Consider the following 25,764-nt stretch of genomic DNA (forward strand, 5'->3'; position numbering starts at 1 on the left):
TTGTTCAGTTTGCCGTAAGCCGCGGATGCAATTTCGCGGGGACGACATTGCAAATGATGCGAGGACAGAGGCTCTAATGCGCCTCATCCCAATTGTTCGCGGCGCGGGCATCGACATGCAGCGGCACCGTCATGTCCACCGCGGGAAACGGCGCGTCCTGCATCACCTTCTGTACCACGGGCAGCGTTTTCTCCACCTCGTCGTCCGGCACCTCGAAGATCAGTTCGTCGTGCACCTGCAACAGCATCTGCGCCGACAGCTTCTTCACTGCCAGCTCGTCTTCCATCCGGATCATGGCGCGGCGGATGATGTCGGCGGCGGTGCCTTGCAGCCGCGCGTTGATCGCGGCGCGCTCGTTGAAGGCGCGGATCGACGGGTTCGAGGCCTTGATGTCCGGATAGTGGCATTTCCGGCCGAACAGTGTTTCGACATAGCCGTACTCGCGGCAGAAATCACGCGTTGAATCCATGTAGGCGCGAATGCCGGGAAAACGCTCGAAATACTTCTTGATATAGGCGCCGGCTTCCTCGCGCGGAATGCCGAGCTGGTTGGCGAGGCCGAACGCCGAGATGCCGTAGATGATGCCGAAGTTGATGGCCTTGGCGCGGCGGCGCACCTCGCCCGGCATGTCCTTGATCGGTACGCCGAACATTTCTGACGCCGTCATGGCGTGGATGTCGAGGCCGTCCTTGAACGCCTGCTTCAATGACGGAATGTCGGCGATCTCGGCGAGCAGCCGCAATTCGATCTGCGAATAATCTGCCGACACCAGTTTGTGGCCGGGCTTGGCGATGAAGGCCTTGCGGATCTTGCGGCCTTCCTCGTTGCGTACCGGAATATTCTGCAGGTTCGGCTCGTTCGACGACAGCCGGCCGGTGGTGGTCGAGGCCAGCGCGTAGGTGGTATGAACGCGTCCGGTCTGCGGATGAATGTAGGTCGGCAGCGCATCGGTGTAGGTCGATTTCAATTTCGACACCTGACGCCAGTCGAGAATCTTGCGCGGAAAGGCGTGTCCTTCCTCGGCGAGGTCTTCGAGGATCGAGGCCGACGTCGACCACGCGCCGGTCTTGGTCTTGCTGCCGCCGGGCAGGCCCATCTTGCCGAACATGATGTCGCCGAGCTGCTTCGGGCTGCCGGGATTGACCGGCTCGCCGGCCATCTCGCGGATTTCGGCCTCGACGCGCGCGGCGGTCTGCGCGAATTCGCCGGACAGCCGCGACAGCACCTGACGATCGATCATGATGCCGCGCCGTTCCATGCGCGCCAGCACGCCGACCATCGGCCGCTCCAGCGTCTCGTAGACCGTGTTCATGCGCTCAGACACGAGGCGTGGCTTCAGCGCGCTCCATAGCCGCAGCGTGACGTCGGCGTCTTCCGCCGCGTATTCCGTCGCCTTCTCGATCGAGACCTGATCGAAGCAGACCTGGTTCTTGCCGGTGCCCGCGACCTCGCTGTAGCTGATCGGCTTGTGGCCCAGCCACTTCTCGGACAGCGAGTCCATGCCGTGCGAGCCGCGTCCGGCATCGAGCACGTAGGAGATCAGCATGGTGTCGTCGATGCAGCGCATCTCGATGCCGTGCTGCGCGAACAGCAGCGCGTCGAATTTCAGGTTCTGGCCGATCTTGAGCACGCTGGCATCTTCAAGCAGAGGCTTGAGCGCGGCGAGCGCTTTCCGTGCATCGAGCTGATCCGGGGCCGCGCCGCCCGCGAACAGGCCCGAGCCGTCGCCACCCTGCTTGTGGATCAGCGGCACGTAGCAGGCCCGATCCGGCGGCAGCGCCAGCGAGAAGCCGCACATCTCCGCCTGCATCGGATCGAGGCTGGTGGTCTCGGTGTCGATGGCGAGATAGCCGATGTCCTGCGCGCGCGCGATCCATGCGTTGAGCTGATCCAGCGTGCGGACGGTTTCGTATGTACTGCGGTCGATTTTCGTGGCGCGCGCAGTTTCGATGCGCGAGGCGGCGAGGGCCTGAGTTGTGAGAGTGGCAGCCGCGGGCTTCCTTTCTTTTGCGTCAGCCGCAAACATATCAGGCGCAGACAGCGTTCCCTTGGCATGGGCATCCGGTTCGCCGCCGAGCGGCGGGGTCTCGGGCGAATCCGCGGCCACAGCGGGCGGCGCGAACGCGCTCTTTATACCAACGTCGGCTTCGACATCCGATGGATCGATCTGCGAATACTCCGCCACGCGCCGCGTCAGCGTGGAGAACTCCATCGCCTTCAGGAACGAGATCAGCTTGCGGGCGTCGGGTTCGTGCACGGCCAGCTCATCGAGCGGCACGTCGAGCGGCACATTGGCGTCGAGCTGCACCAGACGCTTCGAAATGCGCGCCTTCTCGGCGTGCTCGATCAGCGATTCGCGCCGCTTCGGCTGCTTGATTTCGCCCGCGCGCGTGAGCAGCGTTTCGAGGTCGCCGTATTCGGCAATCAGTTGCGCTGCGGTCTTGATGCCGATGCCGGGCACGCCGGGGACGTTGTCGACCGAGTCGCCCGCCAGCGCCTGAACCTCGACAACCTTCTCCGGCGGCACGCCGAATTTCTCGATCACCTCGGGAATGCCGATGCGCTTGTCCTTCATGGTGTCGTACATCGACACGCAGTCGGTCACGAGCTGCATCAGGTCTTTGTCGGAGGACACGATAGTCGCCGTCGCGCCGCGCTCGCAGGCTTCGCGCACATACGTGGCGATCAGGTCATCGGCCTCGTAGCCGATTTGTTCGAGGCACGGCAGGTCGAACGCGCGCACCGCCTCGCGGATCAGCGCGAATTGCGGAATGAGGTCGTCCGGCGCGGGCGGGCGGTGCGCTTTGTATTCGGCGTAGAACTCGTTGCGGAAGGTCTTTTCGGACTTGTCGAAGATGATGGCGAGATGCGTCGGCCTGTTCTCGGGCGGCATGTCGCGCATCAGTTTCCACAGCATGTTGCAGAAGCCGAGCACGGCATTGACCTGCAGGCCGTCGGACTTGCGGTTCAGCGGCGGCAGCGCGTGATAGGCGCGGAAGATGTAGCCGGAACCGTCCACCAGAAAGATGTGATCGCCCGAGGCGGGGACTTTCGCGGCAACCGGTTTGGCGGCGGGTTTCGCGGCAGGCTTGTCAGCTTGGGCGGCGGATGATTTCGCGGGGGATGCGGGCTTTTTCGGCATGGCGGCAACTTAAGGATTTTGGCCGCGATTAACACCCCCGAGCGACAAGGTTGCACATCAGAATTCGTCATGGCCGGGCATAGCCCGTCGAAAGACGGGCGTGAACGCCCTTGTGACCCGGCCATCCATTCGCAATTTTAAGGATAAGGACGACAAGGAGATGGATCACCGGGGCAAGCCCGGTGATGACGATCCCTATGTGATGGGAAAGCTGTGCCTTACTCCGCCGCCTGCAACGCCGAGCGCGGCCGCTTCGGCGCGATCCAGAACATCGCGGGCCGCTCGAACAGGAAGTTCAGTCCGACCCGTTTGGCCCCCCACCAGATCGCCAGCGCGCCGAGCACGCCCGCCGTGGTGACGATCAATGCGACAAGCCCGATGTCGGGAACGATGCCGGTCTTGAGCAGGACCACGCGCGTGATCACCATTGGCAGGAAGAAGGCGAGATAGATCACGATGGAGTGCTCGCCGCAGGTGCGCAGGAAGCCGAGCCAGTTCATGCGGGCCAGCAACGTGCCCGTAATGATGATGGCGCAAGCTCCGGCGAATCCCAGCGCCAGCGAAAGGCCCGGCCGCTCGGCAAAGCCCGCGAACACCAGCACGCCGTTGGCCACGGCCCATGCCGCCAGACCGATCAGGGCGCCGCCCGGATGGGCGCGGGCGCGTTCGGCCAGCACAAAAATGTAATTCGCAAACAGGTAGCCGGAATAGAAGTAGACGAAGCGCGCGGCGAATTCGTCGATCACGGTCCAGCCGGTGGAGACATGCGCCATTTCAAGCGCTGCGGCCGCGATCCAGATCACGGGCGCCGGCACCCGCCGCGCCGCCTTCGTCACCACGAAGAAGATCGGCAGCAGGTAGATGAACCACAGCGTGCCGAACGGCTCGATGAAAGATTGCAGATACATGACGCCGACATGCGCCCAGCCCTGCTCGGCGGCGAAGGCGGGTGCCTTGAAGCCGAACTGGATGGTGACCCACAGGACATAAAAGTAAGCGAAATGGACCACCTTGCGGTCCAGGTAGGTGCGCCAGTCGCGGTCAATGACGCGTGCCAGGAACAGGCCCGAGATCAGGAAGAAATCCGGCATCCGGAACGGCTTTGCGAACTCGACGAACAGGTGCATGAAGCCCTGCTGGCCGGCGGCCAGTTCGACGCCCAGCGTCGAATGCATCATCACCACCATGACAATGCAGATGCCCTTGGCATAGTCGACCCAGTCGATCCGCTCGGACGCGGGCGGCAGATACACGGCAGTTGTGCTGTTATTGCTCATGGTGTCCCGTTTCGGTCCAATCCGGCGCCATCCTGGGGCGCATGGGTTTCATTCTCCTTTATTCATACAAATGTTGTGCCCAATTCACGTGGAATTGCGTTAAAAGGCCCGCGAAAACAACGTCGTTAATTGCAGGATGAGACATGCGGATCGCCATGATCGGCACGGGCTATGTGGGGCTGGTATCCGGGGCCTGTTTTGCGGACTTCGGCCATCGCGTCACCTGCGTCGATACCGACGCCGGCAAGATCGCCGCGCTCAACCGCGGCGAGATTCCGATCTTCGAGCCCGATCTGGACCGGCTGGTGGCCGACTCCGTGAAGGCGGGACGGCTCGATTTCACCACGGATCTGGCCGGCCCCGTCAGCAAGGCCGATGCGGTGTTCATCGCAGTCGGCACCCCATCGCGGCGCGGCGACGGCCATGCCGACCTGACCTACGTCCATGCCGCAGCGCGCGATATCGCGAAGGCCTTGCAGGGCTTCACCGTCGTGGTGACCAAGTCCACCGTGCCGGTCGGCACCGGCGACGAGGTCGAGCGCATCATCCGCGAAACCAATCCGCAGGCCGATGTCGCCGTCGCCTCCAATCCGGAATTCCTGCGCGAGGGCGCGGCGATCCGCGACTTCAAGCACCCCGACCGCATCGTGGTCGGCACCGGCGACGAGCGCGCGCGCAAGGTTCTAGGCGAAGTCTACCGGCCGCTTTATCTCAACCAGGCGCCGATCATGTACACCGAGCGGCGCACGGCGGAGTTGATCAAGTACGCAGCCAATGCTTTTCTTGCCACCAAGATCACCTTCATCAACGAGATGGCGGATCTGTCGGAAAAGGTCGGCGCCGACGTGCAGGAGGTTGCGCGCGGCATCGGCCTCGACAATCGCATCGGCTCGAAGTTTCTCAACGCCGGTCCGGGCTTCGGCGGTTCGTGCTTTCCGAAGGACACCCGCGCGCTGGTGAAGACCGCGCTGGATCATGACGTGCCGCTACGCATCGTCGAGGCGGTGCTGGCGGTGAACGACAACCGCAAGCGCGCCATGGCCCGCAAGGTGGCGGCGGCGCTTGGCGGCAACCTGCGCGGCAAGACCATTGGTCTGCTCGGCCTGACTTTCAAACCAGACACCGACGACATGCGCGAAGCGCCGTCGATCCCGCTGGTGACCGGATTGCTCGATCTCGGCGCGAAGGTGCGTGCCTACGACCCCGAAGGCATGGAGCAGGCCAGGCACGAACTGCCGGACATCACCTATTGCGAAGATTCGTATGCGGTGGCGAAGGGTGCTGATGCGCTGGTGATCGTGACCGAGTGGCGGGAGTTTCGTGCGCTCGATCTGAAGCGCCTGAAGCGCGAGATGGCCAATCCGGTGATGGTCGACCTGCGCAACATCTATCGCCGCGACGAGATGGAAGCGCTCGGCTTCACATATGAGAGTGTGGGGCGCGGGAGAGTTTGAGCTTTTCACCTCTCCCCGTTTAAGAGGAGAGGTCGGAGGCACAGCCTCCGGGTGAAGGGCGCTTTCGAGACTTGTATCTGCCGGTAAGTTTCCTCTTTATGCTGATGGCCCCTCACCCCAACCCTCTCACCGCAAACGGGGAGAGGGAGCAGATCGCATGATGAATTTCTCCACGCCCCTTCCTATCGACACCGTCCTCGGCGAGCTCGCCGTAACGCTGGCACGCGGCAGCACCGCCGTGCTGGTGGCTCCGCCGGGCGCGGGCAAGACCACGCGCGTGCCGCTCGCGTTGCTCGATGCGGCATGGACGAAGGGTAAAAAGATCATCGTGCTGGAGCCGCGCCGGATTGCCGCGCGCGCCGCCGCCGAGCGCATGGCGCAGACGTTGAATCAGAAGGTCGGCGAGACCGTCGGCTATCGCGTGCGGTTCGGCTCGAAAATCTCTCGCGCGACGCGGATCGAGGTCGTGACTGAAGGCATCTTTACCCGGCAGATACTGGACGATCCGGAATTGTCCGGTGTCGCCGCGGTACTGTTCGACGAATTTCATGAGCGCTCGCTGGACGCCGATCTCGGGCTTGCGCTGGCGCGCGATGCACAGACTGGCCTGCGCGAGGATCTGCGCATTCTTGTGATGTCCGCGACGCTCGATGGTGCGCGGGTGGCGAAGCTGCTTGGCGATGCGCCGGTGATCGAAAGTGAGGGGCGCGCTTTTCCGGTGGACACGCGCTATCTCGGCCGCAAGCCGGATGTGCAGATCGAACGCCAGATGGCGGATGCCATCGCGACGGCATTGCGCGCCGATGCCGGCTCGGTGCTGGCCTTCCTGCCGGGTGCAGCCGAAATACGACGCACGCAGACGTTTCTCTCTGAGCGAATCAATGATGCCAGCACCGAGATCGTGCCGCTTTTCGGCGCGCTCGATGCGGGGGTACAGGACCGCGCCATCTCGCCTGCGCCGAAGGGCCAGCGCAAGGTGGTACTGGCGACGTCGATTGCGGAAACCTCGCTCACCATCGAAGGCGTCCGCATCGTGGTCGACTCGGGCATGGCGCGAGTGCCGCGTTACGAGCCCGATATTGGGCTGACGCGGCTGCAAACCATCCGCGCGTCGCGCGCCGCGGTCGATCAGCGACGCGGTCGCGCCGGCCGTACCGAGCCCGGCATCTGCTATCGGCTATGGGACGAGCCGCAGACCGTCGCTCTCGAAGCCTATACGCGCCCTGAAATTCTCTCCGCCGATCTGTCGTCGCTGGTGCTGGACCTTGCACACTGGGGTGCGACCGATCCGTCCACCCTGGCGTTTCTCGATCCGCCACCAGTCCCGGCGCTGACCGAAGCGCGCGCGCTGCTGCGTGAACTGAACGCGATCGATGACTCCGGCCGCATCACGAGAGAGGGCAACAGCCTGCGCGCGCTGGCGCTGCCGCCGCGGCTGGCGCGTATGATCGTGGACTCCCATCGGCTCGGCGCAGGCGAAGAGGCCGCGATGATCGCTGCTGTTCTCACCGAGCGCGGCCTCGGCGGCGACAGCGCCGATCTCGATGCACGGCTGGACAATTTCCGCCGTGATCGTTCGCAGCGGGCGCAAAGCGCGCGGCAACTCGCGGGTCGTTGGGCGAAACAAGTTGTGGCGAGCGAACCGTTCGACATTGACGATCAAGCACCATCTACCGGCATCATGCTGGCGCTGGCGTTCCCGGATCGTGTGGCGAGGAATCGCGGCAACGGGTCGTTCGTGCTGGCCAATGGACGCGGCGCTAGCATCGAGCAGACGTCGGTGCTGGCGAAATCGCCCTATATCGCGGTCGCGGAACTCACCGGCACGGCGGCGAACGGACGCATCCTGCTGGCCGCGCCGATCACGCAGACCGAAATCGAGCAGCAGTTCGCCGATCATATCCAGACCGATGACGAGGTGACGTTCGACAGATCGGCCATGGCGTTGCGCGCACGGCGCAGGAAGAAGCTGCACGCGATCACGCTGTCGGAACAGCCGCTGTCGATTGCGCCGTCGGCAGAGACCGCGCGGGTGCTGGCGGATGGTCTTGTCGCGGCGGGCATCGATCGCCTGCCGTGGTCGAAACCGCTCAAGCAATGGCGCGACCGGGTGATGTTTCTGCGCGCAGCCTCTCCTGATGACTGGCCTGATCTTTCCGACAATGCGTTGGCGGAGACGCGCGCCGACTGGCTCGCGCCTGCGCTGTTCGACAAGACCTCGCTGGCGGGCTTTTCCGCAGGCGATCTGTCGGATGCGCTGATGGCGCTGCTGCCGTGGGATGCCCGCGCGCGGCTCGACCGCGAAGCGCCGACGCATTTCGAGGCGCCGACCGGAACCTCGCTGCCGATCGACTATGAAGCGGAGCAGGGGCCGACCATCGCCGTGCGGTTGCAGGAATTGTTCGGGCTGACGGTTCATCCCTCGATTGCGAAAGGCAAGATTCCGCTGGTGCTGGAATTGCTGTCGCCCGCCCATCGGCCGGTGCAGGTGACGCGCGATCTGCCGGGCTTCTGGCGCGGCAGTTACGCCGCCGTGCGCACCGATCTGCGCGGGCGCTATCCGCGCCATCCGTGGCCGGAAGATCCGGCATCCGCGCCGCCGACCCGCCGGGTCAAGCCGCGTGGAACCTGAGCCGCTGCCTCAACGCAGATTGAAATTAACCCTTCGCTCACCCTTATCGCCGAAAACGCTCTCTTGACCGGATGGCTTGGTTTCAAGTGCCGGTCGACTGGGGTCAGGTCCGTGTGTGGGCCGTTTGAGTACAGGTGTGCGTCATGCGTGGCATCATGATTCTGGCGGCCATTCTCATCGTGCTCGGCACGTCGATGGCGCAGATGGCCGACAAGATCACGACCGACAAGGCGCAGGCCAAGGCGGTCGACAAGGCCAGGGCCATGAACGCCTTTGCATCGATGCAGCCGCAAACCACGGCACAGGCCGGTGCGCGCAGCGTGACGGTTCCGCGCGACAGCCGCGGGCATTTCCAGACCGAAGGCCGCGTCGATGGCCGCCGCCTCGGCTTCATGGTCGATACCGGCGCGTCGGTGATCGCGCTGAATGAAACCTCCGCCGCGCAGATCGGCGTGCGCCCGCTGCGCAGCGACTACACCGCCAACGTCTCCACCGCCAACGGTTCGGTCAAGGCCGCGCGCACGCGGCTTGCGATGGTGGACATCGGTGGTCTCGTGGTGCGCGACGTGGATGCGCTGGTGCTGCCCGACGCCGCACTGTCGGAAAATCTGCTCGGCCTGTCGTTCCTGTCGAAGCTCAAGCGCTTCGAATTCGCCGGCGGCAAGCTGGTGATGGAGCAGTAAGCATAGCTGCGGCTGCAAGAAGTCGTCATGCGCGGGCTTGACCCGCGCATCTATCTATAAAAATTTGTTTGAGAAGATGGATTGCCGGGTCAAGCCCGGCAATGACAACTTAACTACACCCGTCGGAACACCACGCTGAGATTATTCGCCGGCATTGCGGTGACGACCGGCGCTGAAAATCCACTATCCCGCGCCAGCGCCGCGACGATCTCCAGATCGCGCAGGCCCCATTCCGGATTTCGTGCCTTCAGGCTGTCGTCGAACGCCTCGTTGCTTGGCGCGGTGACGACGCTCGCCTGCCGATAGGGGCCATAGAGGTAAAGCGGCGCACCCTGGGGCAGCAGCGCAGCCGCCTCGCGCAACAGTCCTTCTGTTGCGCGCCATGGCGCAATGTGGATCATGTTGATGCACAGAATGGCGTCAGCTTTCCCCACCGGCCAGCGATCCGATGCCGCATCCAGCATCACCGGGGGCAACACGTTCGCCGCACCGGTGTCCTGCGTCCATGCCGCGATGCTGTGCAGGGCGGCATCTTCCGGGTCGGAGGGCTGGAATGTGAGATTCGGAAATGCCCGCGCGAAATGCACGACATGCTCACCCGATCCGCTCGCGATCTCGAGAACGATGCCCGCTTCGGGAAGCACACCGCGCAGGACATCGAGAATGGCGTCGCGGTTGCGCTCGGTGGCGGGATACTGAAGGCGATGGTCGATCATGGCATGCCCGATCTGAATGGAAGCTGTACGAAGTCGCTGCCAATATGCCGCAATTCGTTCGTAAATGCTTGGCTCCCGCCTTTCCTCGGCTTGAGGCATTCGCTAAAGCTGCTGGACTTTATTCGCCGTTTTTCCCGTGAGGCCATTTGATGTTTCCAAAACCGAAACCCGAACTCGTTCCCAATACCTACGCCTACGAATCCGAGCCGATGGTGAAGGCGACGGGTTTCCGCGAATACGATGCGCGGTGGCTGTTCGGCAAGGAAATCAACCTGATGGGAATTCAGGCGCTGGGCATGGGTCTCGGCACCCTGATCGGCGAGATGGGCCAGAAGCAGGAGATTGTCACTGCGCACGATTTTCGCGGCTATTCGGCCTCGATCAAATACGCGCTGATCTCTGGCCTTTTGGCGTCGGGCTGCAAGGTGCATGACATCGGGCTCGCGGTGACGCCGATGGCGTATTTCGCGCAGTTCGACCTCGACGTGCCTTGTGTCGCGATGGTCACCGCCTCGCATAACGACAACGGCTGGACCGGCGTGAAGATGGGCGCGAACCGTCCGCTGACCTTCGGGCCGGACGAAATGAATCGCCTGAAGGAAATCGTGCTCAACGCCGATTTCAAGCTGAAGCCAGCGGGCGGCTATCAGTTCCACGAAAATTTCCCGGCGCGCTACATCGCCGACCTCACCAAGCGGCCGAAGCTGAAGCGCAAGCTGAAGGTGGTGGTCGCCTGCGGCAACGGCACAGCGGGCGCGTTCGCGCCGAAGGTGATGGAAGCGATCGGCTGCGAGGTGATCCCGCTGGACGTTGAACTCGATCACACTTTCCCGAAGTACAATCCGAATCCCGAAGACATGGAAATGCTGCACGCCATCCGCGACGCGGTGCTCGAACACAAGGCGGATGTGGGCTTAGGCTTCGACGGCGACGGCGACCGCTGCGGCGTGGTGGATAACACCGGCGAGGAAATCTTCGCCGACAAGGTCGGCGTGATGCTGGCGCGCGACATGTCCGCGATCCACAAGAACGCGCAGTTCGTGGTCGATGTGAAATCCACCGGCCTGTTCGTGACAGATCCTCTCTTGCAGAAGCAGGGCGCGCAGACGACCTACTGGAAGACCGGCCACTCGTACATGAAGCGCCGCACTCACGAATTGAAGGCGCTGGCGGGCTTCGAAAAGTCCGGTCACTTCTTCTTCAACGCGCCGGTCGGCCGCGGCTATGACGACGGCCTCGTCTCCGCGATTGCGATCTGCGAGATGCTCGACCGTGCCACCGGCAAGAGCATGGCGGACCTGAAAGATGCGCTGCCGAAGACCTGGTCGTCGCCGACCATGTCGCCGCACTGCTCCGACGAGACCAAGTATGGAATCGTCACGCAGGTGGTGAAGCACTTCGAGGATTTGAAAGCCAAGGGCGCCAAGGTCGCCGGTCAGCCGATCCGCGATCTGGTGACGGTCAACGGCGTTCGCGTCACCTGCGAGGACGGAAGCTGGGGCCTGGTGCGCGCCTCAAGCAACAAGCCGGAACTGGTGGTGGTGGTCGAAAGCCCGGTCTCGGAGCAACGCATGCGCGACATGTTCGAGGCGATGGACTCGGTGCTGCGCACCCATCCCGAAGTCGGCGAATATAATCAGAAGATCTGACGCGCCGGCGCGCCTTTAAAACGGAGACGGCGATGAAATCGGCGATAGCACTTGTTGCGATCCTGATTTCAGGCTTCTCCGCCGCGCAGGCGCAGACCCCGCGCGCGAAGCCGACGGTCGAGGCCTGCCTTGCAAAATCGAAGGCCGGGCCGAATACCGATCTGTGCATCGGTGTGACGTCCAACCCCTGCATCGGGCCGGAGGAAGGCGCAAAGAGGGACTCCGGCCTGATCGCGTGTCTCAACGACGAACAGCAGCAATGGGACAAGGTACTGAACGCGTCGTTTCAGACGCTCATCAAAGGCCTTGAGCCCGAACAACAAGCCAAGCTGCGCGAGACGCAGCGCGCGTGGATCGCCTCGCGCGATCTGACGTGCAATTTCTATATGGATTATTTCGACGGCTCGATGGCCAATCCCATGATCGCGAACTGCATGAACCGCGAGACCGCGCGGCGCGCAATCTTTCTCAAGGGCTTTGCCGACGATCTTGCGCAGCGGAAATAATCACGCGGCGCGGATCGAGGCCAGAAAACCTTCGACTTCGGCCTGCAGCCGTTCCGACTGGGACGACAGGCCGCTGGCGGCGTGCAGCAGTTGCGTGACGGCCTGTCCGGCCTCCTGCGACGCTGCGTTGACGCCGGCGATGTTCTGATCGACGTCCCTGCTGCCGCTCGCGGCCTGCTGGACATTGCCCGCGATTTCCCGCGTCGCCGCGTTCTGCTGCTCGACGGCGGCGGAGATGGCGTTGGAAATCTCGTTGATCTCCGTAATGGTCGCGCCGATGGCCTGGATCGCGCTGACGGCCTCGACGGTGGCGGACTGGATATCGCCGATCTGCGCGGAGATGTCTTCGGTCGCCTTTGCCGTCTGGGTGGCGAGCGCCTTCACTTCGCTGGCCACCACGGCGAATCCCCGGCCGTGTTCGCCGGCGCGCGCGGCCTCGATGGTTGCGTTCAGTGCCAGAAGATTGGTCTGGCTGGCGATGGTCTGGATCAGTGTGACGACTTCGCCGATCTTCTGCGTCCCGGAGGCCAGCCCCTCGATGACGCTGTTGGTCTTGCGGGCTTCCTCGGCCGCCTTGCCGGCGATTTCCGAGGAGCGGGCGACCTGACTGCCGATCTCGCCGATCGACGCCGTCAGTTCCTCGGTGGCCGAGGCCACGGTCTCGACATTCTGCGAGGCCTGCGCTGATGCCGCAGCAGCGGAGGCCGTCCGTTGCGCGGTCTGCTCGGCGCTGCCACTGATCGCTTCCGAGGTCTGGTGCACTTCCTTGGCCGCTTCGGCGACTTCGCTGACGATGCGTCCAACGTTACGTTCGAACGTGGCCGCGAGATCCCGCCGCGCGGTGCCGCGTTGCACGCTTGCCTGCGCTTCGGCCCGGCTGCGTTCGGCGCTGGCCTGTTCCGCTGCCGCCCGCGCCGCCTCGGCTTCCTCGGTCTTGCTGGCCGTGACGTCGAACAACTGGGTGAGTTCGATCACGATCCAGACCAGCACACCGGTCTCGAGAATGAGAATGCTGGCGTGAAGAACGACGCGGCCGAAATCGCTGCCGCCGGGATAGAGCGCCGCTGGAAGCAGGAAATTCAGGGCGAGATGATGGACTGCGACGGCGACGGTGCCCGCCAGAATGGTGCGATAATCGCAATAGGCGACGAGGGTCGCCAGCGCCGCGAAGAAGTACATATGCATGTCCGGCTGCCACGGATGGCCCGCCATCTGATAGACAAGCAGCGAGACGTCGCCCATCAGCGCCACGGCCACGATCAGCCGTGTCGCCAGCGTGCTGCCCGAAGTCATCCATGACCATGTCGCCGCGCAGGCCAGCACAGCCATCACCACCGCTGGCATCATCCACTCCGTGCCGCGAAAGAGGCCGATGGCGACCGAGATCGGGACATGAAGCCAGAGCAGGGAGATGAGGGCCTTGCTGGCGGTTTCGCGGAGCGCTTGCAGGTCCGTGGCCTTGGTCATGCACCCGATCCTTCTGATCTGGTCGTGGTTGAATTCGAAAAACACGCCGCGACAGCCTGCGGGTCCAGCGCGAACCAGGCGCCGGCGGCGCGCAGTTTTGCAAGCCCGCCATTCTGAGCGGGTTGCACGATCATGATCGCCGGAATGGCGCCGGTACGAACGACCGAGGCTCCCGCCGCCGCCGTTGCCAGCATGGCCTGCTGTGCGCTCCACCACGGCGGAAAGATCGCCGCAACGGTGTCCGCGCCGGAGCGGGCCTGCATCGAGAGCGCCGCGATCACCACCGAACTCACGAGCAGCAAAGACCCGGCCTGCAACCAGGCGGACCGGCTATTCGCAGAGGATTCCGGCGTGGACTGCATTGCCGGTAAAATACGGAGGTAAAGCTAACTTCGGGTAAATTTGGACACACGGCTTGTGCTGCGCTGCGGCGACGCGGGTGCATCGACGCAAAGCGACCGGCAACGCACCTTATTCAGGGTGCGTTGCCGGCCGGATGATCCGGGTTATGAAATCAAGACCTTCAGGCTGCGGTGAGAGCGGGGACCGGCAGCGCCGTCACCGACTTGATCTTCTCCATCGCAAAGCGCGAGGTCACGTTCTTCAGCGCCACCGCGCTGATGAGTTTTTTGTAGAAAATGTCATAACTCTGCATGTCGGCGACGACCACGCGCAGCATGTAATCGACGTCACCTGCCATGCGGTAGAACTCCATCACCTCGGGCATGGCGCTGACGGCCTCGGCGAATTTCTTCAGCCAGACATCGGAATGGTCACCACTTTCGACGGAAACGAACACTGTGATGCCGAGGCCGATCTTGTTCTGGTCGACCAGCGCCACGCGGCGCAGGATGATGCCTTCGGCCTCCATGCGCTGGATGCGCTTCCAGCACGGCGTCGAGGACAGGCCGACGCGGTCGCCGATTTCAGCAACCGACAGGGAGGCGTCATCCTGCAAAACGGTCAAAATCTTGCGATCTATCGCGTCAAGACGGCGCGGAGCATCAAGAATTGCTACAGCAAGGTCAGACATTAGAAGAACTTTCTTCCATAATTGAGGGTTGATATCCTCATATATAGAAAATCATTCTATGACAAGCCCAAATCTGCGCCTTTAGATCGTCTCTATATCGTTGCGGCGACCGGGCCGGAGGCCAGAAGGGCATCGACTTCAGCGCGTTGCGGGGAAGCAAAGGCACCTCCGAAGCGGGTGCATTTCAAGGCGGCGGTGGCGGAGGCAAACCGCATTGCATCCTCAAGTGGCTGCCCCTCGGCGACCGCCAGGGTGAACGCGCCGTGGAAAGCGTCGCCGGCTCCCAGCGTGTCCACAGTGTGGACCGGGAAGGCCGGCATGTGTTTCGGCTCGCCGTTTTTGTTCAGCCATTCCACGCCCCTTGCGCCGGACGTGACGCCGAGAAAGGCGGGAGTCACTTGTGCCAGTTTGCGCAGCGCGGTCACATCGTCGCTCTCGCCGGCTGTGGCGTGCAGCGCCTCCGCTGAAAAGACGATGTGTGAGGCAACCTGCAAAAGCCCTTCACGCATCGACATGATCCGGTCCCCGTCGATGACGACGGGAATGCCGCGGCGCTTCGCTTCTGCGCACACATCGGTCCCGAATTCAGCGCAGCGGCTTTCGATCAGAATAGCGTCGCAGTCTGCGAGCAGGGTGTCGGATGGCGGCAGGGTCACGGTCCACAGCTTCGGATCTCGGAAAGTGGCAATGGTGCGCTCACCGCTCGGATCAATCAGCACACTGGAGATCGGCGTGACCACATCGTCGACAATAACAAGGCCGCTGGTGTCGATGCCTTCATTTCTGAATTGGTCGATGATGGCGGCGTTGCTCGCCGCCAACGCGCCGCCGATCGGGCCTGTGAGCAGTACGCGCCCACCGAGACGTGAAATCGAAATGGCGGCGTTGGGCGAATTGCCGCCCGCGACTTCAATGAACTCGCTGGCATATTCCTTATGTCCGCGCGCAGGAACCTCCGGCACGCGAAAGATCAGATCACGCACCGGCATGCCGATGCAGAGAATTCGCGGCGTGGTTTTCTTAGGGTGGTGGATGTTCATTGACGCTGCGCCTCGCCCGAGGGGTCATTTCGCGATGACCGGACAATCGATGAAACGCGATGCGGTTCCCATTTTATGGAAACCGCGCGGAATCTCACGCGGTTTGCGCGATCCAGTTGGCCAGAAGGTGATGCGCGATTGCGACCGGATGAGGGCCTGTCAGGCCTTCTGGATGCTGCCTCGCCAGCATCGCCACGGCTTCATCACGGCTGAACCAGCGCGCGTCTTCGAGTTCGTTTTTGTCCACGGTGATGTCGGTGGTGGTGGCGCGCGCGATGCAGCCGATCATCAGCGATGACGGATAGGGCCACGGCTGCGTCATGTAGTAACGTACGTCGGTGCATTGGATGCCGGCCTCTTCGAGAATTTCGCGCTGGACAGCGCTCTCGATCGTTTCCGCCGCTTCGACGAAGCCGGCGAGACATGACCACATGGTCGGCGGAAATTGCGACTGGCGTCCCATCAGACATTTATCGCCCGCCGTCACCAGCATGATGACTACGGGATCGGTGCGCGGAAAATGCTCTGTCTTGCAGCTTGGGCACACGCGCTTCCAGCCGCCGTCGGCCATCGCGGTGCGGACGCCGCAATTGGCGCAGAAGCCGTGGCGCTGATGCCAGCTCACCAGCGACTTCGCCATGGCGATGGTTGAAAGTTCGCGCGCCGGCACAGCGCCGCTGGCGGCGACCGCGCGCAGATTCTCCACGCCGACATCCTTGCGGCCCATCAGGTCTTCGGCGGCGGTGGCGCTGATGCCCATGCCAAAGATCGGCGCGCCCTCATGAAGACCGAGGAAGATGGTGCCGGGATTGGCGCCGAATTTTCGCGCTTCATCCAGCGTCAGCAGCGCGCGCGGGCCGTCCGCGCCCTGCGTCACCAGCAGCGAATCGCGATGTATGACATAGGCCCGCGCATTGCGGTGGCTTTCCAGCGCGAACAGTTTATCGGCGTCGGTGCGGATATGCGCCGCGCGGTCGATGGGATGGGATACGAAGCCCGGTTGTCCAAGGGGAAATGGATTTTCTGTTGTCATTGATTTTCAACTCTGTGGGAAATCAGCTTAGCCAGATCTTGCGGCGCAGGGCGCCGATGAATGCCTCGACCTCCTGTGGGTCGTGAGGGAGGGCGGGCACGACGCCCCAAACCGGGCGCGGCCATGCCGCGTCGGTGGTCCGGCGTGCGATAATATGAACATGCAGTTGGGGCACGACGTTGCCCAATGCGGCGATGTTCAGCTTGTGGGCTCCGGTGACCTCTTTCAGCGCGCGCGCGACGCGGTTGATCTCGGTGGTGAGTTGCGCCTGCTCGATCTCGTTCAGGTCGATGATCTCGACCGCATCCGGCCGGCGCGGGACCAGCAGCAGCCACGGGTAATTCGCGTCCTTGATGACCAGCACACGCGACAGCGGCAGGTCGCCGATATTGATGGTGTCTTTTTCAAGCTGTGGATTCAGCGACCATGCGGACATGAGGGTTCTCGGATACTTTCGGCAGCTTCGCAGGGAGGGGGCCTGCGAACAACGCCCGTGATGCCCGGAATAAGCCCTGTGGCGACCGTAGCCAAGGGTTTCCCCGGAAGGCAATAACGGGCGGAACATGCCTGCGCCGCGCGCTTGCTTTCCGGCGCTTTTGGCCCCAAATAGGGACCGGGAGATTGGCGGTGGACGAGCCACTCGCCAACCGGGTCAGGTCCGGAAGGAAGCAGCCCTAACGAGGTCCGGATCGGGTCGCTCGTCAGTCTCCTACCTCTCTTTTTTCGCGCGCACAGCGTGTTCAATCGCGGATCGATTGATGACCGATGCTGACATTGCCGGCGCGACCCCGAACGATCAGCCCGGTTTCGCACTCGGCGGAGCGCCGGGACCTGCGGCGGCGGCGGGTGGCTCTCCGCCCGGCTATCGCGTGCTCGCGCGCAAATACCGTCCCTCGACCTTCGACGATCTGATCGGCCAGGAGGCGATGGTCCGCACCATCTCGAATTCGTTCGAGACCGGACGCGTGCCACAGGCCTGGATTCTCACCGGCGTCCGCGGCGTCGGCAAAACCACCACCGCGCGCATTCTCGCTCGCGCGCTGAACTACGAATTGCCCGATGGCTCGGTGAAGGGGCCGACCATCCACATGCCGAAGATGGGCGTGCACTGCCAGGCGATCATGGAGAGCCGGCACATCGACATTCTGGAGATGGACGCGGCGTCGCATACCGGCATCGACGATGTGCGCCAGATCACGGATGGCGTGCGCTATGCGCCATCGAGTGCAAGGTACAAGGTCTACATCATCGACGAGGTTCACATGCTCTCGGAGAAGGCGTTCAACGCCTTCCTGAAGACGCTGGAAGAGCCGCCGGAGCACGCCAAGTTCGTGTTCGCCACCACTGAAATCCGCAAGGTTCCGGTCACCGTGCTGTCGCGATGCCAGCGCTTCGATCTCAGGCGCGTCGATGCCGATGTGCTGATGGCGCATCTGGCGAATATTTCCGGCAAGGAAGGCGTTGAAGCGGAGCCCGAAGCGCTCGGGCTGATCGCACGCGCCGCCGAAGGTTCGGTGCGGGATTCGCTCTCCCTCCTCGATCAGGCGATTGCGCATGCGGCCGGCGCGGTCCGCGCCGAGGATGTGCGGCAGATGCTGGGTCTCGCCGACCGCAGCCGCGTCATCGACCTGTTCGCCTCGCTCGCCAGCGGCGACATCGCGGCGGCGTTCAAGGAGTTTCGCGATCAATACGATACCGGTGCCGATCCGGTTGTGGTGCTGAGCGATCTCGCCGAGTTCGTGAACTTCGTGACCCGCGTGAAAGTTGTGCCGGCGACGGCGGACAATCTGGCACTGGGCGAGACCGAGCGCACGCGCGGCCGAGATTTCGCGGCCAAGCTGTCGATGCGGGTGCTGTCGCGGATGTGGCAGATGCTGCTCAAGGGCATCGCCGAGGTGCAGTCGGCGACGCGGCCGCAGGCCGCCGCCGAAATGGTGCTGGTCCGAATCGCCTATGTCGCCGATCTGCCGACGCCGGACGAAGCCATCAGAATGATCGAGCAGGGCGGCGGTATGTCGCCTGCGCTCGGCGGTAACAACGGCGGCAACGGCGCGCCGCGCGGTACCTCCGCGTCGCTGTTGTCCGGTGGCGATGAGGGTTCGCAGTTGCGCGCGGTCGGGTCCAGCGCGCGGCCGGCGCTTGATACGTCGCCGCGCCCGCAGATGAATACGCCCGCGCCCGCTCCTGTTGAAGCAGCGCCCGTAAGGCGGTTGAACACGTTTGCCGAGCTTGTGGCGCTGGCGGGCGAGAAGCGGGATCTCCAGATCAAGAGTGCGCTGGAAGCCGACGTGCGTCTCGTTCGCATGGAGGACGGCAAGCTCGAAATCGCGCTGGAACGCAGCGCCGCGCGCTCGATGATCCAGGATCTGTCGCGCAAGCTCGAGCAATGGACGGGCCGGCGCTGGGCGGTTGTCGTCTCCAACGATGCGGGCCAGCCGACGCTGCGCGCCCAGGCGCAGGCCGCGAAGGTAAAACTCACCGACGGCGTCCACGCCGATCCGCGCGTGCAGGCGGTGATGTCGCGCTTTCCTGGTGCGCAGGTGGTGGACGTACGGCGCATCGCGCCGGACGCTGCTTTGGGAGCCGACGATGCCGGGCCGGTGGCTGCGGCGGAAGAAGACGACGATCTTTAACTCAATTCGACAAGGGACCGTTCATGGCTGACTTTCTCGGCATGATGAAAAAGGCGGCGGAGCTTCAGTCCAAGATGAAGGCTTTGCAGGACGAACTCGATACGGTCGAGGTCGAAGGCCTGTCCGGCGGCGGCCTTGTCACCGTGCGCATGACCGCCAAGGGCGAAGTCAAGGCGGTGAAAATCGACCCGTCGCTGATCAAGGCGGACGAAGCCGAGATTCTCGAAGACCTGCTGGTGACAGCGCTGAACGACGCACGCCGCAAGGCCGAAGCCGCGATGCAGGAGAAAATGCAGGGGCTGACCGGCGGACTTGGCCTGCCTCCGGGGCTGGGTTTCGGCTAGAAACTCGCTGCACCATCAAGATGAAAATGCCCTGAATGGTATCGTCCGTCGCCGGTCCCGAAATCGAACGTCTGATCCAGTTGCTGGCGCGGCTGCCCGGTCTTGGCCCGCGCTCGGCGCGCCGCGCCGCGCTGCACCTGATCAAGAAGCGCGAGGCGCTGATGACGCCGCTGTCCGCGGCGTTGCAGGTGGCAATCGATAAAATTCAGGTGTGCACCACCTGCGGCAATATCGACACGCAGAATCCCTGCACGGTCTGCACCGATACCCGGCGCGATCCGTCGATCATCGTTGTTGTCGCGGATGTCGCCGATCTCTGGGCTCTGGAACGCGCCCATGCCACCAACGGCTTCTATCACGTGCTCGGCGCAACGCTGTCGCCGCTCGACGGCGTCGGTCCCCAGGATCTCACAATCGATGCGCTGGTTCAGCGCGCGCACGATCCGCGCGTCACCGAAATCATCCTGGCGCTGAATGCAACGGTCGATGGCCAGACCACCGCGCATTACATCACCGACCTGTTACAGGACGCCAACGTCAAGGTCACACGGCTCGCACACGGCGTGCCGGTGGGCGGAGAGCTTGACTATCTCGACGAAGGAACGCTATCGGCTGCCATGCGGCAGCGGACTCTGTTCTGATACTCACTGAAATGGAAACCGCATGATCTCGCGTCGATTGAAACCCGCGCTGACGAAGTCCGCAGTGATTCTCGTTGCCGGATGTTGTCTCGCCTCTTTGCCGTCGTTCGACGCCTTCGCGCAGCAGAAGAAGGCGAAGCCGATCACCAATGGCGGGGTGTTGTCGGGAGAACTGACCGCGCTGCGGTCAGGACCGAAGAAGAAGCGCGTCATTACCTATCAATTGACCAGCGAGCCGCGTCAGCTTCCGCCGCCGTCAGGCCTGTGCAATCTCGAAACCGGGCCGGAAACATTCCAGATCGTCGCCAACAGCGACGCGGAGGCGGCAGCGCTGAAGCCCTATATCGGCAAGAGCGTCGCGCTGAAAGCAGATGAATTGTCTTGCGCGCAGTCGGCCGGACAGTTCAGCGACGCCATCGTCACGAAGTGGAGCGTGCTGACGAAGCATTGAGAGGCGCTGTCTGTCTCAGCGCTTCAAAATGCCCGCGCCGCTGCAGCCATGCCAGCAGGATCAGGCTCGGTATCGCAACCAGCACGCTGAGCGCAAAGAAGAGTGGCCAGCCGGTAGCCTGCGCGACATAACCTGCGCCCGCCGACAGATAGGTTCGGCCCACGGCGGAGAGCGCGGCCAGCAGCGCATACTGGGTCGCAGTGTGCAGCGGGCTCTGGCATAGCGATGAGAGATAGGCAACGAAGATCACCGTGCCGATCGCGCTGGTGAAATTCTCCACCGTGATCGCCAGCGCCAGTGCCCACTGGTTCAGTCCGACAAAGGCGAGCCACGCAAACGCGAGATTCGAGATGGCCTGCAAGATCCCGCCGACCCACAGGCAGGCTTCGAGCGACCACGCCCGTGCCAGAAAGCCGCCGGCGAATCCGCCAATCAGCGTCGCGGCCAGGCCGACGCCCTTGACGATGGCGGCATAGTCGTTGCGCGTGAACCCGAGATCGATCACGAACGGCGCCGTCATGGTGCCGGAAAACGAGTCGGTGAACTTGAACAGCACCACGAAGGCGAGCACCGCCCAGACGTCCTTGCGGGTAAGGAACTCGGTGAAGGCGCCGACGGCTGCGGTCGTAATACGCGTCATGGCGCTCGCGCCACTGGTGGCTTCTTCGGCGCGGCGCGATTGCTCGGGTTCGGTGGCGGCCAGCGCCGCGATCATGCCGATCAGCACCATGCCCGCCATGGCGGCATAGCCCCACATCCAGGCGGATGATTTTGCAAGGCCGGTCGCCTCGAAGGCGCTGACCAGAAACAGCGCGCCCGCTGTCGAGATCAGCATGCCGATGCGATAGGCGGCGACATAGGATGCCATGCCAGCGGCCTGTTCGCTTTCCGGCAGGCTCTCGACGCGGAAGGCATCGACCACGGTGTCCTGCGTCGCCGAGGCAGTCGCCACCAGCAACGCGCCGAGCGCCACATAGAACGGTGACTTGGCCGGATCGGTCAGCGCCAGCAGCAGGATCGCCCCGATCAGCAGCAGTTGCGCGAACACCAGCCAGCCGCGACGACGGCCAAGGAGTTTCGACAGCAGCGGCACATGCAGCGCATCGATAAGCGGCGCCCAGAGAAACTTCAGGGTGTAGGGGGTGCCGACCAGCGCGAACAGGCCGATGGTGCCGAGGTCGACGCCGGACTCGCGCATCCACACCAAGAGCGTCGAGCCGGACAATGCGAGCGGCAACCCGGAGGAGAAGCCGAGGAACAGCACGATCAGCACCCGCGGCTGAAGATAGACCGCCATCGCCTCGCGCCATGTGGCGCGGGGAGGGGCTTCGGACGGTTTGACGATTTCGGGTGCTGTCATGGAGGGGTGTTAGCAGATTCGAGCGACTTCTCCCTCTCCCCGTAAACGGGGAGAGTGAAAAAGCACGGAGCGAGGCGGAAGGAGCGCTCCGGAAATTACTCCCCCGCCTGCAGCTTGCGGAGGGGATGTGTCGGAAACAGGTCACTGCCGTTTGGCGCGACGGGACGCGGTGTCTCGGCCGGCTCGCTGGCGGTGCTGAAATCCAATTCCTCGATGCGGCCGGCGCGCTTCTCGATCTTGTCGGCGGAAATCAGAATCTGCCGCACGTCCTCGTTGACGTTGCCAAAGTCCTTTTGCAGCTTCAGCACGCGCTCGCGCAGCCGTGCGAGATCGTCCGACATGCTGATGACCTCGGTGCGGATCTGGTCGGCGGCGTCGCGCATCCGCGCGTCTTTCAAAATCTGCTGCATCACCTGGATGGCCAGCATCAGCAGCGACGGCGACACCAGCACCACGCGGGCGCGGTAGGCCTTCTGGATCACGTCGTCGAAACCGTCGTGGATTTCCGCGTAGACCGACTCCGACGGTACGAACATCAGCGCGGTGTCCTGCGTCTCGCCGGGGATCAGGTATTTGTCGGCGATGTCGGTGACGTGCTTCATCACGTCCTGCCGCAACCGCTGGGTGGCGTATTTCTTCTCCTCGTCGCTGCGCGCGTCGCGCAGCGCGGTCACCGCCTCCAGCGGAAACTTTGCGTCGATGCACAGCGGCCGCTGGTCAGGAAGGAACACCACGCAGTCCGGCCGTTTGCCGGTGGAGAGCGTGTGCTGGAACGCGTAGGAGCCCTTCGGCATGCCGTCCTGCACGATGGCTTCCATCCGCGCCTGCCCGAACGCGCCGCGCGACTGCTTGTTAGCGAGCACGTCGCGCAGGGTGGTGACCTGTGAGGTGAGATCGGTGAGATTCTTGTGGGCGTTGTCGATGATGCCGAGACGTTCGTGCAGCGCGCTCAGGCTGGCCACCGTGCTACGGGTGGTATGCTCCATCGATTGCCCGACTTTTTGACTGACGGAATCCAGCCGCTCATTGACGGCGCGCGACATCTCCGCCTGCCGACCGACAAGCGCTTGCCCCATTTCGTGGACCCGGCCTGCCGCTTCGTTCTGGATGCGCAGCACTTCGCTCAGACGTTCCTCGAGTTCGTCCGCGCGCAACGCCTGCGCCATCGCAGCCTCGGCGCCCTTGCGGCCGGAGCGCGCGATGACGATGGCGATGGTCAATAGCAGCAGCAGCGCCAGCGCGCCGAAACAGATCAGGGCGAGGCCCACGCGAACCGGCACATCGCCGACGATGAAAAGAATCTCATTCATGCCGCCCTTGTAACCCGATTCGCGGCCAAACGCGAACGAAGGGGGAACATTTAGGGTTAACAAATCATTGATTTCTATGGTTAATCGCAGGTTAACGGCCCCGCGAGGCTGCCCAAGCGATTGGCGTGACAAGAGGTTTGACCGCAGCGGGCGCTCCCATTACATCGCGCAGCATGGCCATTCGCGACATCATCATTCTGCCGGACACGCAGCTCCGGCTGATCTCCAAACCCATCGAGAAGATCACGGCGGACATCCGTGCGCTGGCCGATGACATGCTCGAGACCATGTACAAGGCGCCGGGCATCGGCCTCGCCGCGATCCAGGTTGCGCAACCGGTGCGGCTGATCACGATGGATCTGTCGAAGAAGGAAGGCGAGACCAATCCGCGCATCTTCGTCAATCCGGAGATTCTGTCGGTCTCAGAAGAGTTGTCGGTCTACGAGGAAGGCTGCCTGTCGATCCCGGAATATTACGAGGAAGTCGAGCGCCCGGCGCAGGTGCGCGTGCGCTTCACCGACATTCACGGCAAGGTCCACGAGGAGGATGCCGAGGGGCTTTACGCCACCTGCATCCAGCACGAGATCGATCATCTTAACGGCGTGCTGTTCGTCGATTACCTGTCCAAGCTCAAGCGCGACCGCGTGATGAAGAAGTTCACCAAGGCCGCCCGGCTCGCGGCGAAATAAATTCCGTCGCCGAAAGCGATTTCGACATGCCGCTTCGTCTGATCTTCATGGGCACGCCGGAGTTTGCGGTGCCGACGCTGCTCGCGCTCGCGGACCATGGCCACGAGATCGCGGCGGTGTATACGCGCGCGCCGAAGCCGGCCGGGCGCGGGATGAAATTGCAGCCGACGCCGGTGGAGCAGGCGGCGCGGCAACTCGGCATCCCGGTGCTGACGCCGAAGACACTCAGGACGCCGGAAGCCGAAGCGGAGTTTCGATCGCACAATGCCGACGCCGCCGTGGTCGTCGCTTACGGCATGATCCTGCCGCAGAACATTCTCGAAGCGGTGCCGCTCGGCTGTTTCAATCTTCATGCGTCGTTGCTGCCGCGCTGGCGTGGCGCGGCGCCGATCCAGCGCGCCATCATGGCAGGCGATGCCGAGAGCGGTGTCATGGTGATGAGGATGGATGCCGGCCTCGACACCGGCGATGTCGCGATGGCCGAACGCCTGCCGATTACCGATACGATGACAGCCCAAGACCTGCACGACGCCCTGGCTCCGCTCGGTGCGGATTTGATGGTGCGGGCGATGGGTGGACTGTCGCGCGGCGGTCTGCAACTGACGAAGCAGGGCGAGCAGGGCGTCACCTACGCCGCCAAAATCGACAAGGCCGAAGCGCGCATCGACTGGAGCAAGCCGGCGCGAGAGGTGCTGCGGCATATCCACGGCTTGTCGCCGTTTCCCGGCGCGTGGTTTGAGATCGTCCTCGATGGCGAACCGGTGCGGATCAAGGTTCTGCGCTGTGAACCGACGAAAGGTTCGGGCGCGCCCGGCGATGTGCTGGACGACAGATTGTCGATGGCCTGCGGCGGCGGCGCGATCCGCATTCTCGAATTGCAGCGCGCCGGTAAGCCGCCGATGAAGGCCGATGCTTTCCTGAACGGGACACCGCTCAAGCCGCCGCTGCGGGTGAGTTGATGCCGCGCTACAAGCTCATCATCGAATATGACGGCGCGCCGTTCTGCGGCTGGCAATATCAGGACAACGGACCGTCGGTGCAGGGTGCGCTGGAGGCCGCGGTGAAGGCGATGACGGGCGACGCTGTGCGCGTCAATGGCGCCGGCCGGACCGATGCCGGGGTGCATGCGCTGGGGCAGGTGGCCCATATCAATCTTACGAAAGACTACAAGGCGGATCGCGTGCGAGACGCGCTAAATGCGCACTTGCGGCCGCATCCCATCGGTGTGCTGTCGGCGGAGATCGTGCCGGAGACCTTCGATGCGCGCTTTTCCGCGACCAAACGGCACTACATTTACCGGATCGCCAACCGCCGCGCCAATCTGGCGCTCAACGTCGGCCACGCCTGGCGCGTCGCGCGCCCGCTCGATGTAACGGCTATGAACGAAGCAGCGCAGGTGCTGATCGGCAAACACGACTTCACGACATTTCGCGATACCGAGTGTCAGGCGAAGTCGCCGGAGAAAACGCTGGATACGCTGGACGTCGTGCGCGACGGCGACGATGTGAATATCGCCACCTCGGCGCGGTCGTTTTTGCACAGCCAGGTCCGCTCGATGGTCGGCTCGCTGGTGTGGGTCGGTCACGGCCGCTGGAATGCAGACGGCATGCGCCGCGCGCTGGAAGCCCGCGACCGCACCGCCTGCGGTCCCGTCGCGCCGCCGGGCGGGCTGTATCTGGTGAGGGTGGAGTATTGAGACCCCAA

Annotated in this window: 22 protein-coding genes, 1 other RNA gene and 1 pseudogene; 13 read left to right on the forward strand and 11 right to left on the reverse strand. The window is 63.5% G+C overall.

Annotated features, from left to right (window positions below):
- Positions 1 to 73 precede the first annotated feature (73 nt).
- Both polA and LVY71_RS03245 read right to left on the reverse strand, forming a co-directional pair.
- On the reverse strand, positions 74 to 3,142 hold the full coding sequence (gene polA, locus LVY71_RS03240; protein ID WP_235098127.1) for a DNA polymerase I: 3,069 nt from the start codon (positions 3,140 to 3,142) through the stop codon (positions 74 to 76).
- A gap of 218 nt (positions 3,143 to 3,360) precedes the next feature.
- Positions 3,361 to 4,419, reverse strand: coding sequence for an acyltransferase family protein (locus LVY71_RS03245; RefSeq protein ID WP_235098129.1), 1,059 nt, complete (start codon positions 4,417 to 4,419; stop codon positions 3,361 to 3,363).
- 143 nt (positions 4,420 to 4,562) lie between these two features.
- Between LVY71_RS03245 and LVY71_RS03250 the strand changes: the two genes are divergently transcribed.
- The 3 genes from LVY71_RS03250 to LVY71_RS03260 all read left to right on the forward strand — a co-directional run bounded on the left by LVY71_RS03250 (position 4,563) and on the right by LVY71_RS03260 (position 9,188).
- Positions 4,563 to 5,873, forward strand: coding sequence for a UDP-glucose dehydrogenase family protein (locus LVY71_RS03250; RefSeq protein WP_235098130.1), 1,311 nt, complete (start codon positions 4,563 to 4,565; stop codon positions 5,871 to 5,873).
- Positions 5,874 to 6,033: 160 nt separating this feature from the next.
- Entirely contained in the window at positions 6,034 to 8,505 is a 2,472-nt protein-coding gene (hrpB, locus tag LVY71_RS03255) for an ATP-dependent helicase HrpB (RefSeq protein ID WP_235100003.1), read from the forward strand.
- A 143-nt stretch (positions 8,506 to 8,648) separates the two neighbouring features.
- Positions 8,649 to 9,188 carry a TIGR02281 family clan AA aspartic protease gene (locus LVY71_RS03260; protein WP_235098132.1) on the forward strand — a complete coding sequence of 180 codons (540 nt, stop codon included), beginning with the start codon at positions 8,649 to 8,651 and terminating at the stop codon, positions 9,186 to 9,188.
- Between the two features lie 113 nt (positions 9,189 to 9,301).
- Here the strand turns inward: LVY71_RS03260 and LVY71_RS03265 are convergent, their stop codons facing one another.
- Entirely contained in the window at positions 9,302 to 9,904 is a 603-nt protein-coding gene (locus LVY71_RS03265; RefSeq protein WP_235098134.1) for a DUF938 domain-containing protein, read from the reverse strand.
- A gap of 149 nt (positions 9,905 to 10,053) precedes the next feature.
- Here LVY71_RS03265 and LVY71_RS03270 point away from each other — a divergent pair, with 149 nt between their 5' ends.
- Together LVY71_RS03270 and LVY71_RS03275 are read left to right on the forward strand one after the other, a co-directional pair.
- Entirely contained in the window at positions 10,054 to 11,553 is a 1,500-nt protein-coding gene (locus tag LVY71_RS03270) for a phosphomannomutase/phosphoglucomutase (RefSeq protein ID WP_235098137.1), read from the forward strand.
- 32 nt (positions 11,554 to 11,585) lie between these two features.
- Entirely contained in the window at positions 11,586 to 12,059 is a 474-nt protein-coding gene (locus LVY71_RS03275; RefSeq protein ID WP_235098139.1) for a lysozyme inhibitor LprI family protein, read from the forward strand.
- Here LVY71_RS03275 and LVY71_RS03280 read toward each other — a convergent pair whose 3' ends face one another.
- From LVY71_RS03280 to LVY71_RS03305, 6 genes are all read right to left on the reverse strand, one after another.
- Positions 12,060 to 13,526 carry a methyl-accepting chemotaxis protein gene (locus LVY71_RS03280; RefSeq protein WP_235098141.1) on the reverse strand — a complete coding sequence of 489 codons (1,467 nt, stop codon included), beginning with the start codon at positions 13,524 to 13,526 and terminating at the stop codon, positions 12,060 to 12,062.
- Positions 13,523 to 13,819 (reverse strand): hypothetical protein, encoded by a 297-nt coding sequence (locus LVY71_RS03285; protein WP_349629883.1) that lies wholly within the window; start codon positions 13,817 to 13,819, stop codon positions 13,523 to 13,525. Before LVY71_RS03285 ends, LVY71_RS03280 begins: the two co-directional genes overlap by 4 nt.
- Positions 13,820 to 14,049: 230 nt before the next feature.
- Positions 14,050 to 14,559 (reverse strand): Lrp/AsnC family transcriptional regulator, encoded by a 510-nt coding sequence (locus LVY71_RS03290; RefSeq protein WP_235098146.1) that lies wholly within the window; start codon positions 14,557 to 14,559, stop codon positions 14,050 to 14,052.
- A 92-nt stretch (positions 14,560 to 14,651) separates the two neighbouring features.
- On the reverse strand, positions 14,652 to 15,599 hold the full coding sequence (locus LVY71_RS03295; protein WP_235098148.1) for a sugar kinase: 948 nt from the start codon (positions 15,597 to 15,599) through the stop codon (positions 14,652 to 14,654).
- Between the two features lie 94 nt (positions 15,600 to 15,693).
- Entirely contained in the window at positions 15,694 to 16,632 is a 939-nt protein-coding gene (gene nudC, locus LVY71_RS03300; RefSeq protein WP_235098150.1) for an NAD(+) diphosphatase, read from the reverse strand.
- A gap of 22 nt (positions 16,633 to 16,654) precedes the next feature.
- Entirely contained in the window at positions 16,655 to 17,068 is a 414-nt protein-coding gene (locus LVY71_RS03305; RefSeq protein WP_235098151.1) for an HIT domain-containing protein, read from the reverse strand.
- A gap of 180 nt (positions 17,069 to 17,248) precedes the next feature.
- Between LVY71_RS03305 and ffs the strand changes: the two genes are divergently transcribed.
- From ffs to LVY71_RS03330, 5 genes and pseudogenes are all read left to right on the forward strand, one after another.
- Positions 17,249 to 17,345: signal recognition particle sRNA small type (ffs, locus tag LVY71_RS03310), an RNA gene on the forward strand.
- 45 nt (positions 17,346 to 17,390) lie between these two features.
- Positions 17,391 to 19,265 (forward strand): DNA polymerase III subunit gamma/tau, encoded by a 1,875-nt coding sequence (locus LVY71_RS03315; protein WP_235098154.1) that lies wholly within the window; start codon positions 17,391 to 17,393, stop codon positions 19,263 to 19,265.
- A 17-nt stretch (positions 19,266 to 19,282) separates the two neighbouring features.
- Positions 19,283 to 19,609, forward strand: a pseudogene (locus LVY71_RS03320) (YbaB/EbfC family nucleoid-associated protein); the annotation flags it as partial.
- A gap of 35 nt (positions 19,610 to 19,644) precedes the next feature.
- Positions 19,645 to 20,250 carry a recombination mediator RecR gene (gene recR / locus LVY71_RS03325; protein WP_235098157.1) on the forward strand — a complete coding sequence of 202 codons (606 nt, stop codon included), beginning with the start codon at positions 19,645 to 19,647 and terminating at the stop codon, positions 20,248 to 20,250.
- A 22-nt stretch (positions 20,251 to 20,272) separates the two neighbouring features.
- Positions 20,273 to 20,701 carry a hypothetical protein gene (locus tag LVY71_RS03330; RefSeq protein ID WP_235098159.1) on the forward strand — a complete coding sequence of 143 codons (429 nt, stop codon included), beginning with the start codon at positions 20,273 to 20,275 and terminating at the stop codon, positions 20,699 to 20,701.
- Here LVY71_RS03330 and LVY71_RS03335 read toward each other — a convergent pair.
- Together LVY71_RS03335 and LVY71_RS03340 are read right to left on the reverse strand one after the other, a co-directional pair.
- Complete coding sequence (locus LVY71_RS03335) at positions 20,670 to 22,061, reverse strand: AmpG family muropeptide MFS transporter (protein ID WP_235098161.1); 1,392 nt, start codon at positions 22,059 to 22,061, stop codon at positions 20,670 to 20,672. The two genes, LVY71_RS03330 and LVY71_RS03335, sit on opposite strands and share 32 nt — an antisense overlap.
- A gap of 95 nt (positions 22,062 to 22,156) precedes the next feature.
- Positions 22,157 to 23,371 carry a DNA recombination protein RmuC gene (locus LVY71_RS03340; RefSeq protein ID WP_235098163.1) on the reverse strand — a complete coding sequence of 405 codons (1,215 nt, stop codon included), beginning with the start codon at positions 23,369 to 23,371 and terminating at the stop codon, positions 22,157 to 22,159.
- 173 nt (positions 23,372 to 23,544) lie between these two features.
- On the opposite strand from LVY71_RS03340, the gene def reads away from it, so the two are divergent.
- From def to truA, 3 genes are read left to right on the forward strand one after another with little or no spacing between them, the layout of a single operon-like run.
- Positions 23,545 to 24,060, forward strand: a complete 516-nt coding sequence (gene def / locus LVY71_RS03345; RefSeq protein WP_235100004.1) for a peptide deformylase — start codon at positions 23,545 to 23,547, stop codon at positions 24,058 to 24,060.
- A gap of 26 nt (positions 24,061 to 24,086) precedes the next feature.
- Positions 24,087 to 25,019: a methionyl-tRNA formyltransferase gene (gene fmt, locus LVY71_RS03350; protein ID WP_235098165.1), complete on the forward strand. Its 933-nt coding sequence runs from the start codon at positions 24,087 to 24,089 to the stop codon at positions 25,017 to 25,019.
- A complete protein-coding gene (gene truA, locus LVY71_RS03355) occupies positions 25,019 to 25,756 on the forward strand; it encodes a tRNA pseudouridine(38-40) synthase TruA (RefSeq protein WP_235098167.1) in 738 nt (245 codons plus the stop codon). The genes fmt and truA overlap by 1 nt, the downstream gene beginning before the upstream one ends.
- Positions 25,757 to 25,764: the final 8 nt, after the last annotated feature.

This window comes from Bradyrhizobium sp. G127, from assembly GCF_021502575.1.
Classification (GTDB): domain Bacteria; phylum Pseudomonadota; class Alphaproteobacteria; order Rhizobiales; family Xanthobacteraceae; genus Afipia.

Coding starts and splice junctions, on each gene's coding strand:
- LVY71_RS03315 (WP_235098154.1), top strand. CDS start 17,391: ATGACCGATGCTGACATTGCCGGCGCGACCCCGAACGATCAGCCCGGT.
- LVY71_RS03275 (WP_235098139.1), top strand. CDS start 11,586: ATGAAATCGGCGATAGCACTTGTTGCGATCCTGATTTCAGGCTTCTCC.
- truA (WP_235098167.1), top strand. CDS start 25,019: ATGCCGCGCTACAAGCTCATCATCGAATATGACGGCGCGCCGTTCTGC.
- LVY71_RS03330 (WP_235098159.1), top strand. CDS start 20,273: ATGATCTCGCGTCGATTGAAACCCGCGCTGACGAAGTCCGCAGTGATT.
- LVY71_RS03270 (WP_235098137.1), top strand. CDS start 10,054: ATGTTTCCAAAACCGAAACCCGAACTCGTTCCCAATACCTACGCCTAC.
- LVY71_RS03290 (WP_235098146.1), bottom strand. CDS start 14,559: ATGTCTGACCTTGCTGTAGCAATTCTTGATGCTCCGCGCCGTCTTGAC.
- LVY71_RS03250 (WP_235098130.1), top strand. CDS start 4,563: ATGCGGATCGCCATGATCGGCACGGGCTATGTGGGGCTGGTATCCGGG.
- LVY71_RS03340 (WP_235098163.1), bottom strand. CDS start 23,371: ATGAATGAGATTCTTTTCATCGTCGGCGATGTGCCGGTTCGCGTGGGC.
- LVY71_RS03265 (WP_235098134.1), bottom strand. CDS start 9,904: ATGATCGACCATCGCCTTCAGTATCCCGCCACCGAGCGCAACCGCGAC.
- LVY71_RS03305 (WP_235098151.1), bottom strand. CDS start 17,068: ATGTCCGCATGGTCGCTGAATCCACAGCTTGAAAAAGACACCATCAAT.
- polA (WP_235098127.1), bottom strand. CDS start 3,142: ATGCCGAAAAAGCCCGCATCCCCCGCGAAATCATCCGCCGCCCAAGCT.
- LVY71_RS03280 (WP_235098141.1), bottom strand. CDS start 13,526: ATGACCAAGGCCACGGACCTGCAAGCGCTCCGCGAAACCGCCAGCAAG.
- def (WP_235100004.1), top strand. CDS start 23,545: ATGGCCATTCGCGACATCATCATTCTGCCGGACACGCAGCTCCGGCTG.
- hrpB (WP_235100003.1), top strand. CDS start 6,034: ATGAATTTCTCCACGCCCCTTCCTATCGACACCGTCCTCGGCGAGCTC.
- recR (WP_235098157.1), top strand. CDS start 19,645: ATGGTATCGTCCGTCGCCGGTCCCGAAATCGAACGTCTGATCCAGTTG.
- LVY71_RS03335 (WP_235098161.1), bottom strand. CDS start 22,061: ATGACAGCACCCGAAATCGTCAAACCGTCCGAAGCCCCTCCCCGCGCC.
- fmt (WP_235098165.1), top strand. CDS start 24,087: ATGCCGCTTCGTCTGATCTTCATGGGCACGCCGGAGTTTGCGGTGCCG.
- LVY71_RS03245 (WP_235098129.1), bottom strand. CDS start 4,419: ATGAGCAATAACAGCACAACTGCCGTGTATCTGCCGCCCGCGTCCGAG.
- LVY71_RS03295 (WP_235098148.1), bottom strand. CDS start 15,599: ATGAACATCCACCACCCTAAGAAAACCACGCCGCGAATTCTCTGCATC.
- nudC (WP_235098150.1), bottom strand. CDS start 16,632: ATGACAACAGAAAATCCATTTCCCCTTGGACAACCGGGCTTCGTATCC.
- LVY71_RS03260 (WP_235098132.1), top strand. CDS start 8,649: ATGCGTGGCATCATGATTCTGGCGGCCATTCTCATCGTGCTCGGCACG.